This window comes from Arsukibacterium sp. (assembly GCF_033722355.1).
Taxonomy (GTDB): domain Bacteria; phylum Pseudomonadota; class Gammaproteobacteria; order Enterobacterales; family Alteromonadaceae; genus Alishewanella.
In genome coordinates, this window is sequence record NZ_JAWVZF010000253.1 from 1 (window position 1) to 2547 (window position 2547).

Here is a 2547-nt window from a genome sequence, read left to right on the forward strand (position 1 = left end):
GCTGCCGAGCAGAATGTCACTGTAGCCCTGCGTGCGGCAGAACCGGCAACAGCCGAATACGGCAACACTTTTTTTGGCGATCCCGGCTTATTCTATGACGACAGCCTGTTACTTAACCTGGCCATTCGTGGCGCCAACTGGCAAATGGCGATCAGGGCTGACAGCGCCCTGACCGATCGTACGTCGTGGTTGCGGGGCAGTTTGTATCTGGCGACATTTTGCCTGTTGGCGCTGCTGACCTGGCTGTTCTATTCACGCCAGCAGTTACGGGCAGCAACGGTTGAACTGAGCCACAGCGAAAGTTACTTACGGGCAGTAACCGACAACGTGCTGGATGCAATTATTGTGACGAATGAGCAGGGCATTATTGAAGATGCTAACCAGTCCTGCTACCGGCTGTTTCACTATCCGCCAGATAGTCTGCATGGTTTACACTGGTCCATGTTACTGGCGACACCAGATAGCGTTGAAGCCATTTACAGTGCAACCTCAGCACCTGATCGACAGTTTGAAGCCACGGGCCTGCGCCAGGACAGCAGCCAGTTTGATTTAACGTTGTCTCGCAACCGGCTGCAACTGGGCAACCAGCACCATCAGTTACTGCTGATCAGAGATGTTACCGAGCAAAAACGAACCGAAAAACTGAAAAATGAGTTTGTCGCAACGGTCAGCCATGAATTACGCACCCCTCTGACGGCCATAAATGGCGCGCTTGGCTTAGCCATTGGCGGCGCCCTGGGTGAGCTGAACCGTTCGGCCCAGAAAATGTTAACCATGGCCCACGCCAGCTGTGGCCAGTTAAATCAGCTGATTAATGATTTGCTGGATACCGAACGGCTGGCCAGCGGCAAAATGTATTTTGAAATCAGAACCGTGGCCCTGGTGCCGCTGCTAAAGCAAAGCATTACCCAGATTGCCGCCATGCAGCATAAACAACAGTTGGTTATCCGCTATGACAACGATAAACCTTATCAGGTACTGGCTGATAAGGTGCGGTTAAGCCAGGTTTGCCTGAACCTGCTGGCCAATGCCGTTAAATTTTCACCGCCGGACAGCATGGTGGAAATTATACTGACTGAGGAAGCACAGCGGATCCGGGTCAGCATTATTGATCAGGGCGGCGGTGTCAGCAGTGAGTTTTTACCCCAACTGTTTCAGCGCTTTGCCCAGGCCGATAGCCAGGACAACCGCCGTCACAGCGGCACGGGCCTGGGACTGGCGATCAGTAAAGCATTAATTGAGCAGATGGAAGGCCAGATTGGTTACCAGCGCTACCCCCAGGGCAGCTGTTTTTACTTTGAACTGCCTGCGGCCATCCCTAAACCGGACTAAAAGTTGCACTTAGCCGGGTTTTATCTTAATTTGCTTACCATTGGCTGCAAAGCCCGGCATGTTACTGCCATTTTTGACATACTGGTTCAGCTACAGTGCACCTGGTCTGGTGCAGCTGATTATAATTAATAGCGGCTTTAGCCGTAACCACGCCACGGAGACATAACAATGCGCAAAACTTTACTCGCAACCGCGATGGGTGCCATTTTTGCTCTGAGCGCCTGCTCAGATAACACTGCCCCTACTCAGGCAGACACTACGCCTACAGCTGTTGAGAAAACCGAAGTGACCAGTTCTAATCCTTTTTACCAGCCAAGCAGCCTGCAATATCAGGCGCCTGATTTTAACGCGATCAAAGACGAACACTTTATGCCGGCGTTTACCGAAGGCATGAAACTGCACATGACTGAAATCGAAGCCATTGCTAATAATCCTGAGCCGGCAACCTTTGAGAACACCCTGGTTGCAATGGAGAAAAGCGGTGAGATGTTAAACCGGGTATCGCGGGTATTTTACAACCTGACCGGTACCGACAGCAACGAACAGCGCCGCCAGATCCAATCTGAGCTGGCACCGAAAATGGCGGCCCATTCTGACAACATCAGCCTGAACCCGGCGCTGTTTGCCCGGGTTAAAGCCATCTATGATAACCGCAACAATTTAGAGCTGGATCCGGAAAGCATCCGGCTGGCTGAAGTGTATTACGACCGGTTTGTCCGGGCCGGTGCCAAGCTGACTGAAGAGCAGAAAACCGCTATCCGGGCGCTGAACGAAGAGCATTCTAACCTGACTACTAAGTTCGCCCAGAACCTGTTGGCAGAAACCAAGAACATTGCTGTTATAGTCGACACTAAAGAAGAGCTGGCCGGTTTAACCGATGCTCAGATCACCGCGGCGGCCAATGCGGCGAAAGCCGCCGGGCATGATGGCAAATATCTGCTGAGTATTACCAATACCACCCGCCAGCCGGTATTAAGCCAGCTGCATAACCGGGAGCTGCGCAAGCGGGTATGGGAAGCATCAGCCTTCCGTGCTCAGAGTGGTGAGTATGACAATACCCCGTTGGTAGCCCGGTTAGCCCAATTACGGGCAGAGCGCGCTAAATTACTGGGCTACCCTAACTGGGCCAGTTATGGCCTGGAAGCACAAATGGCCAAAACCCCGGAAGCGGTCTATAGCATGCTGGGCAGTATGGTGCCGGCCGTGGTGGAGAAC

2 protein-coding genes are annotated in these 2547 nt (G+C 52.7%); both read left to right on the top strand.

All coding sequences use genetic code 11. From position 1 onward, the window contains the following. On the top strand, positions 1-1332 hold a 1332-nt coding region (locus tag R3177_RS14480; RefSeq protein WP_318971715.1), incomplete at its 5' end, for a sensor histidine kinase. 168 nt (positions 1333-1500) lie between these two features. After that, positions 1501-2547 (top strand): M3 family metallopeptidase (locus R3177_RS14485; RefSeq protein WP_318971716.1); only part of this gene is annotated, 1047 nt, incomplete at its 3' end.